Raw genomic sequence first — 6,794 nt, forward strand, 5'->3', positions numbered from 1 at the left:
CGGCAGGCCATCACCGCCGCCGGCACCGGCACCGCCGCGGCGCTGGACGCCGAGCGTTTCATCGCCTCATTCGTCGAGCTGTAAAGAGACGCTGCAAGAAGACCTGGAGGGTCGTAGTGGGAGTTGCAGGTAAGGCGGTCACCGACGCCACATTCGTGAGCGACGTGCTGCAGTCGGACAAGCCCGTGCTGGTCGATTTCTGGGCGGAGTGGTGCGCGCCCTGCAAGAAGGTCGACCCGCTGCTGGCCGAGATCGCCAAGGAGATGGGCGACAAGGTCGAGATCGTCCAGGTCAACATCGACGAGAACCCGGAGACCACGCGCGCCTACCGGGTGATGTCGGTCCCGACCCTGACGATCTTCAAGGGCGGCGAGCCGGTGAGCTCGGTGACCGGCGCCAAGCCCAAGAGCGCCCTGGTCAACTTCATCGAATCGGCTCTCTGACACTCATCGCCGACGCCCCGCGCCCTCGAGGATGCGGGGCGTCGGCGTGTGCGGAGTACTCTGCCCAGAGTCGTCCTTCGTTCCTAGGGAGTCGCGCGTGCGTTCCATCCGACGTGGAGACAGCGGCCCGGCCGTTGCCGAGATCCGGTCGATCCTGGTCGGACTCGACCTGCTGGAGTCCGCCGGGGATGTCTTCGACGACGCCATGGACACCGCGGTGCGAGCCTTCCAGCAGGACCGCGGGCTGGGTGTGGACGGTCTGGTCGGCGACGAGACGTGGGGCGCCCTCGACGCGTCCCGCTGGCGGCTCGGCGCCCGCACCCTGTTCCACTCGGTGCCCGACGCGCTGGTCGGCGAGGACGTCCGCACTCTGCAGGAACGACTCCTCGAGATGGGCTTCGACTCCGGCCGGCCCGACTCGATCTATGGCCCGCGCACGGCCCGCGCGGTCGCCCAGTTCCAGCGTGAGGTCGGCCTGACCTCCGACGGTTCCTGCGGCCCCCAGACCATGAAGGCGTTGCGCCAGCTCGGCCGCAAGGTCGTCGGCGGTCGCCCCCAGTGGCTGCGCGAGGCCGAGGCCTTCCGCCGGGCCGGCACCAACCTGGTCGGCAAGACCATCGTGATCGACCCGGGCCACGGCGGGGGTGACGACCAGGGTGTCGTGGTCCCCGACGGCCCGTTGCGCTGGAGCGAGGCCGACCTCGTCTACGACCTGGCCAACCGCCTCGAGGGCCGGCTCGCCGCGGCGGGCATGCGGGTCCACATGACCCGCGGGCCCAAGCCGGCCGAGCCGATCGGCAGCGCCGAGCGGGCCGGTCTGGCCAACAGCCTCGGCGCCGATCTGCTGATCTCGCTGCACCTCGACGGTCACGACAACGAAGTGGCCGACGGTGTCGCCACCTACCACTACGGCACGGGCAGCGGGCTGAGCTCGACGGTGGGGGAGCGGCTGGCCAACCTGGTGCAGCGCGAGATCGTCGTCCGCACCGGCATGCGGGACTGCCGCATCCACGCCAAGACGTGGGAGCTGCTGCGCCTGACGCGCATGCCCGCCGTACGGGTGGACCTGGGTTATCTGACCTCGCCGCTCGACCGCGACCGGCTGATCAACCCGCTGTTCCGCGAGCAGATCGTCGAGGCGATCCTGGCCGCCGTGCAGCGCATGTATTACCCCGTCGAGGCCGACGTGCCCACCGGGTCGATCGACGTGCGCCAGCTGCGGATGGCGCTCTCGAGCAAGGGCTAGCTCTCGACGCTGCGGGTGGCTGTGGCCGGGCGCACCGGCCGCAACAGTGTCTCGGGGCTCATCGAGCCGAGAAGCTTCTCGAGCGCGTACTCGACGTCGGACTTCCACGACAGGGCCGTGCGTAGCTCGAGGCGCAGCCGGGGGAAGCGCGGGTGCGGGCGTACGGTCTTGAACCCGACCGACAGGAAAAAGTCGACCGGGGCGACACAGCCGGGCTGCTTCTCGTCGTCGGCCTCGCCGAACTTCGCGTCGCCGAATGCCTCGATCGCCTTGACCCCTCGCTTGGTCAGGTCGCGGGCGACACCCTGCACCAGCATGCGGCCCAGCCCGCCACCGGCGAACGAGGCCACCACGTGCGCGGTCATCAGCAGGGCGGCGTCGGCGCTCACCGGCGAGGTCGGGAAGGCCATCGAACGGGGGACGTAGGCCGGCGGGGCGTACATCACGAAACCGGCGGGCATGCCGTCGACGTAGGCCAGTTTGCCGCAGGAACCCCACTCGAGCAGGGTCTGCGAGACCCAGGCTTCCTTCTCCAGTCCGGGGTCGCCCGAGGCGCACGCGCGCTCGGCCGACACCGGGTCGAGTTCCCAGAAAACGCACTGGCTGCACGGCCTCGGAAGGTCCCCGAGCGTGTCCAGCGTGAGGTTGACCAGGCGTCGCGACACTGCATCCCCCTCGGCGTCATCGGGCCCAGCGCCCCGGGTGGGATCCTACGCCGCAATAGTCATGAACGGGACCAGCTCGGGCAAGGTGACTGGTTAAACGAGGGCTTCCGTCGCACCGCACGGCTACGATCGGACATCGGCACCGGTGCCTCCAACTGTCGAGCCTTCTTACTGGCGAGGTGAAGCCGCATGACCGGCACAACCCAGGACGACTACACCGATCGGTACGCGCGTCGTGTGCGTGGCATGACCACCTCCGAGATCCGCGCACTGTTCGCAGTGGCAAGTCGTCCCGAGGTCGTGTCGCTCGCCGGCGGTTCGCCCTACATCGCCGCCCTGCCGCTCGACGCGGTGGGCGAGATGCTCAACCAGCTCGCCGCCGAACAGGGCGCCAGCTCTCTGCAGTACGGCATCGGGCAGGGCACGGTCGACCTGCGTGAGCGCATCTGTGAGGTCATGGCGATCTCCGGCATCCACGGCGCGTCCCCCGACGACGTGGTGGTCACCGTCGGCGGTCAGCAGGCGATCGACCTGCTCGCCCGCCTGTTCCTCGACCCGGGCGACGTGGTGCTCGCCGAGGGCCCCAGCTACGTCGGCGCACTCGGTGTCTTCCAGGCCGCCCAGGCCCAGGTGAAACACGTCCCGATGGACGACGAGGGGCTGATCCCGGCCGCGCTGGAAGAGGCCATCGCCGCCGTCGAGCGGTCCGGCCGCAAGGCGAAGTTCCTCTACACGATCCCGACGTTCCAGAACCCGGCCGGCGTGACGCTGACCGGTGAGCGGCGCGAACAGGTGCTCGACATCTGCGAGCGCGCCGGTCTGCTGGTGGTCGAGGACGACCCGTACGGAATGTTGTCGTTCGAGGGTGATGCGCCGCTGCCCATGCGGGCCCGCCGTCGTGAGGGTGTCTTCTACGTCAGCACGTTCTCCAAGACCTTCGCGCCCGGGCTGCGCGTCGGGTGGATCCTCGCGCCCCACGCCGTACGGGAAAAGCTCGTGATGATGAGCGAAGCGAACGTCCTCTGCCCGAGCGCGTTCGCCCAGGGCGCCGTGACGCAGTATCTGTCCACGATGCCGTGGCAGGAACAGATCAAGGTCTACCGCGAGATCTACCGCGAGCGCCGCGACGCCATGCTCACCTCGCTGCGCGACCTCATGCCCCCCGGCACCAGCTGGACCCACCCGACCGGTGGCCTCTTCGTGTGGGCGACGCTGCCCGAGGGTCTCGACTCCAAGGCGATGATGCCGCGCGCGATCGCCGCGCGGGTGGCGTACGTGCCCGGCACCGGTTTCTACGCCGACGGCACGGGCCGCAACAACATGCGGCTCAACTTCTCGTTCTCGTCGCCCGAACGCATCCGCGAGGGCATCCGTCGGCTGTCCGGGGTGATGGAACAAGAGCTGGCGATGCGCGCGGTCTTCGGCCCGTCCGCCGGCGGCTCGCACGCGCGTCGCCGGGGCACGGCCGCCGCGGATGCCCCTGGCCCCGACTTGGCATGATCTCTTCCATGGGTACGGGTGACGATGTGCGCGTGATGGTCCTGGCCGGCGGCCTCTCCTACGAGCGGGACGTGTCGCTGCGCTCCGGCCGCCGCGTCCTCGACGCGCTGCGCGCCGCCGGCCTGAGCGCCGAGATGCGCGACGCCGACGTGACCCTGCTGCCGTCGCTGCAGGAAGACCCGCCCGACGCGGTCGTGATTGCCCTGCACGGCGCCACGGGGGAGGACGGCTCGCTGCGGGGCGTGCTCGACCTGTGCGGTGTTCCCTACGTGGGCTGTGACGCCCGAGCGGCCCGCCTGGCGTGGGACAAGCCGTCGGCCAAGTCGATGCTGCGCGAGGCCGGCATCCCGACGCCGGACTGGGTGGCGCTGCCGCACGACCGCTTCTCGGAACTGGGTGCGGTGGCCGTGCTCGACCGCATCGTCGATCGGCTCGGCCTGCCGTTGATGGTCAAGCCGGCCCAGGGCGGCTCCGGCCTGGGCGCCGCCGTGGTCCGCGAGGAAAGCGCACTGCCGCCGGCAATGGTCGGGTGCTTCGCGTACGACTCCACGGCACTCGTCGAGAAGTTCGTCCCCGGCATGGACGTAGCGGTCTCGATCGTCGATCTGGGCAGCGGCCCTCAGACCCTGCCCATCGTCGAGATCGTCCCGCGCGACGGTGTCTACGACTACGCGGCCCGCTACACGGCCGGCCTCACCACGTGGCACACGCCGGCCCGGTTGTCGCCCGAGGTGGCGGCGCGAGTGTCGGAGACCGCGCTGGCCGCCCACAAGGCCCTCGGCCTACGCGACCTGTCCCGCGTCGACCTGATCGTGCCCGAGGACGGTTCGCCCCAGGTGTTGGGCATCAACGTGTCGCCCGGCATGACCGAGACGTCGCTGCTGCCCTTGGCCGTGCAGGCCGCCGGCCAAGACCTGGGGCACATCCTCAAGACGCTGGTCGACCGGGCCGTCGCCCGCTCCGCCGACTGAGTCTCACACGCGGGCGAGAGCGCCGAGCCAGCCATCCAGCCCATCGGCGAGCGCAAGCATCCGCTCGCGGGTCGCCGCGATCTCGGCCTGCCCGAGTTCCTCCCCGGCGCGGTGGTCCGCGTTGTAGTCGAGCCAGCCGCCCGCCGCCGCCACCCAACCGCCGAACACCCACGGCTCGGCCGCAACAACCAGACCCGTCCGCCGGCTGTACGCGATGATCGCCTCGACGAACGTGCATCGGGATTCGTGGCCGTCCCGGTCCGACCAGTCGAGGGCCAGAGCCACCACTTCGTGGACGGCGCCTATTGGTCCGGCTGCGTCCCAGTCCAGCGCGAGCAGTTTTCCGTCATCGCGCACAAGCGCGTTCTTCCGGTCGAGGTCGCGGTGGCTGTCCACCATCAGCATCCGGTTGGGCACCGGCCTTACTCGCTCACCCAGGCGGGCAAGTGCTCCGCCCCACCGCGAGCCATCCCACCCCGAACCGTCGGACCCCGAACCATCCCACGCCGAGCCATCGCGCCCCGAGCCATCGCGCCCCGAGCCATCGGACCCCGAGCCATCGCGCCCCGAGCCATCGCGCCCCGAGCCATCGCGCCGCGAGCCGGAGGCCGCCTCCCATCGAGGATCACCGGCCGCGTGGATGCTCGCCAGGAGTTCCGCGCCCTGTGCAGCCGGTCCGGCAGCCGCCTGCCCGTCCACCCACCGGTGCGCTCGAAAGAGCTCCCCCTCCACCCGGACCAGAGCCCGCCCGGTACCCGGCTCCGCGATCGGCTCAGGCATCGCAACCCCGGCGGCCCATGCCCGCCGCTCCACACGGAAGGCGCCCTCGACGTTCCCGACGAACTGCGGCAGTCCGGCGTTGACGACCATCCGCTTGACCGCGAACTCGCCGAGCGCAGTCGCCACCCGCCACATCTCGTTGGACAGTCCGCCGGCAACCTTCACGGGCTCGGCAGTCAGTGCACCCAGTCCGAACCGCTCCACAACTTGCTCGAGCCTCATCGACAGATCCTGACGCCTCGGCCTTCCCCGCACCACCAATTTGGCGCTCGCCGCACTGAGGCTCTTACCGAGTTCGTCGCTGGCGCGGGTCGCTGCTCCACAACCGCATCAACTCACCGTCCCCGGGCCGCACCTGTTCAAGCACCCCTCGTCCACCCGCGAGCGCCAGTGACCAGAGGTGCCAGCGATGTCCACCGCACGCACCGCACGCACCGGCAAACCATCGACGCACGATCCCCCAGGGGAACCGAATGCACCGCCTAACCGGCAGTAGGCGCAGACTGAGCTGTGCTTGCGCTCCGCGAACGGTGGGACGCAGATCGCATCGCGTTCGAGCTCGGCTCGGCACTCGGATGCGCGCGAATATTTAGCTGGCCGCGGAGGTCATTGCCCTTGCCTTTAACCGGCATCCGGGCGCGCGAACATAGAGCAGGCTGCGGACCACATCGCGCTCAGCCGATATCCGGGCGCACAACAGATAGCCGAAGAGACCGCGCCGCGTTCGCGCTGTGCCGACTCGGCACGCGCACCAAGCGCCACGGCCCACTTGCGAATGCTTTAGCGATGCACCACCTTGCGTGGCAGCGGGATCTCCTCGAACTCCGACCCGCGTCGCCGTTGCTTGTGCCGCGCGACCAACTGCCCGTTCGCCCCAATCGAGCGCTAGGGCCGACCAGCTCCAGTATGGGCGAGTATCACGGGCCGACCGCGTCTGAGTGTCGCGCTCTACCCGCGCCCGGGCAGCCCTAGGTTCCTGCGTATCCGGCGTCAGCATGTCCGGCCGTCGGCACGTCCTGTGCCCGAGTTTCTCGGTGTCCGGGTGGCCGAGTGTCTCGGCTTCCCAGTGCCGGAGAGTCCCGGAGTCACGAAGTGACCGGGGGCCGCGTCTCCCGGGGGCCGCGTCTCCCGGGGGCCGCGTCTCCCGGGGGCCGCGTCTCCCGGGGGCCGCGTCTCCCGGGGGCCGCGT

6 protein-coding genes are annotated in these 6,794 nt (G+C 70.2%); 4 read left to right on the top strand and 2 right to left on the bottom strand.

Annotated features, from left to right (window positions below; genetic code table 11):
• Window positions 1-116: 116 nt before the first annotated feature.
• Window positions 117-443 carry a thioredoxin gene (trxA, locus tag KXC43_RS49850; RefSeq protein ID WP_221383357.1) on the top strand — a complete coding sequence of 109 codons (327 nt, stop codon included), beginning with the start codon at window positions 117-119 and terminating at the stop codon, window positions 441-443.
• A gap of 97 nt (window positions 444-540) precedes the next feature.
• On the top strand, window positions 541-1,689 hold the full coding sequence (locus KXC43_RS49855) for an N-acetylmuramoyl-L-alanine amidase (protein ID WP_221383358.1): 1,149 nt from the start codon (window positions 541-543) through the stop codon (window positions 1,687-1,689).
• Here KXC43_RS49855 and KXC43_RS49860 read toward each other — a convergent pair.
• On the bottom strand, window positions 1,686-2,354 hold the full coding sequence (locus KXC43_RS49860; protein ID WP_221383359.1) for a GNAT family N-acetyltransferase: 669 nt from the start codon (window positions 2,352-2,354) through the stop codon (window positions 1,686-1,688). The two genes, KXC43_RS49855 and KXC43_RS49860, sit on opposite strands and share 4 nt — an antisense overlap.
• Before the next feature lie 189 nt (window positions 2,355-2,543).
• Between KXC43_RS49860 and KXC43_RS49865 the strand changes: the two genes are divergently transcribed.
• Window positions 2,544-3,854, top strand: a complete 1,311-nt coding sequence (locus tag KXC43_RS49865) for an aminotransferase-like domain-containing protein (RefSeq protein ID WP_221383360.1) — start codon at window positions 2,544-2,546, stop codon at window positions 3,852-3,854.
• 8 nt (window positions 3,855-3,862) lie between these two features.
• Window positions 3,863-4,825 carry a D-alanine--D-alanine ligase family protein gene (locus KXC43_RS49870; protein WP_438870964.1) on the top strand — a complete coding sequence of 321 codons (963 nt, stop codon included), beginning with the start codon at window positions 3,863-3,865 and terminating at the stop codon, window positions 4,823-4,825.
• Window positions 4,826-4,828: 3 nt separating this feature from the next.
• Here the strand turns inward: KXC43_RS49870 and KXC43_RS49875 are convergent, their stop codons facing one another.
• Window positions 4,829-5,827 (bottom strand): phosphotransferase, encoded by a 999-nt coding sequence (locus KXC43_RS49875; RefSeq protein WP_221383362.1) that lies wholly within the window; start codon window positions 5,825-5,827, stop codon window positions 4,829-4,831.
• Between the last annotated feature and the right edge of the window lie 967 nt (window positions 5,828-6,794).

Source organism: Paractinoplanes polyasparticus (genome assembly GCF_019710575.1).
Classification (GTDB): domain Bacteria; phylum Actinomycetota; class Actinomycetes; order Mycobacteriales; family Micromonosporaceae; genus Actinoplanes; species Actinoplanes polyasparticus.

Excerpts from the sequence above, each read along its gene's own strand:
- KXC43_RS49865 (WP_221383360.1), top strand. The coding sequence starts at position 2,544 with ATGACCGGCACAACCCAGGACGACTACACCGATCGGTACGCGCGTCGT.
- KXC43_RS49870 (WP_438870964.1), top strand. The coding sequence starts at position 3,863 with ATGGGTACGGGTGACGATGTGCGCGTGATGGTCCTGGCCGGCGGCCTC.
- KXC43_RS49875 (WP_221383362.1), bottom strand. The coding sequence starts at position 5,827 with ATGAGGCTCGAGCAAGTTGTGGAGCGGTTCGGACTGGGTGCACTGACT.